Origin of the sequence: Alloyangia pacifica, from assembly GCF_020524285.1 — a bacterium.
Lineage (GTDB): Bacteria > Pseudomonadota > Alphaproteobacteria > Rhodobacterales > Rhodobacteraceae > Salipiger > Salipiger pacificus_B.
Genome location: NZ_JAIVKX010000042.1, coordinates 1 through 844, shown reverse-complemented (window position 1 = coordinate 844; position 844 = coordinate 1). Strand labels below are relative to the sequence as shown.

Sequence of the window (844 nt, the reverse complement as noted above, 5' to 3'; positions counted from 1 at the left end):
ACGGACTTATCCCACGGCCACAGTAACGGGTATGCCGAGCGCGGTGTGACCGTTCATGACGGCGATACGGACTTGGACTTCCGCAAGCTGACGGTCGAAATCCCGGGCCATGAGGCGTTGGCCCAGCAGTTTCATACAGTGCGTCTTCGTTTCGACGCGGCTTCGACGGTGGTATCCGGTCCAGTTTCGCCAGATGGCGCGACCGAGGTATTTCGTCGCGCGAAGCGCCTCGTTGCGCGCGATTGCGCCTGCTGTCGTGGGTTTCCAGGGCTTGGCGGTCCTGCGAGGTGGGATGACGGCATGTGCACCGCGGTCGGCGATTGCGTCGTTGCACTTGCGCGTGTCATAGGCACCGTCGGCGGTGACGCTGCCGATCTGCTCATCCGCCGGGATCTGGCTGAGCAGATCGGGCAGAACAGGTGCGTCGCCGATATGGTTTCCCGTGATCCCCACGGCTCGGACTTCCAGTGTTTGCTCGTCAATCCCGAGATGGATCTTGCGCCAGACCCGCCGCTTGGGACCGCCATGCTTGCGGGCGTTCCACTCGCCTTCGCCCTCAATCTTGATCCCGGTGCTATCGATCAGCAGGTGCAGCGGCCCCTTGGAGCCGCGATACGCGACATTCACAGCGAGGGTCTTCTGACGGCGGGACAGCGTGCTGAAGTCTGGCACCACCCAGTTCAGACCGATTAGAGAAAGCAGGCTCTCGACGAAACCGGTCGTCTGCCGCAAAGCCATGCCGAACAGCACCTTCATCGTCAGGCAAGTTTGAATGGGGGTATCGCTGTAGGTCTGTTGTCGGCCACGCCTGCCAGTCGGCGCGGCATCCCAAATCATCTCGGGG

The 844-nt window shown here is 62.2% G+C and carries 1 protein-coding gene; it reads right to left on the bottom strand.

The window, feature by feature from the left end:
- Positions 1-6: 6 nt before the first annotated feature.
- The coding region (locus LC039_RS26750) for an IS5 family transposase (protein WP_226629936.1) at positions 7-844 on the bottom strand (838 nt) is incomplete at its 5' end.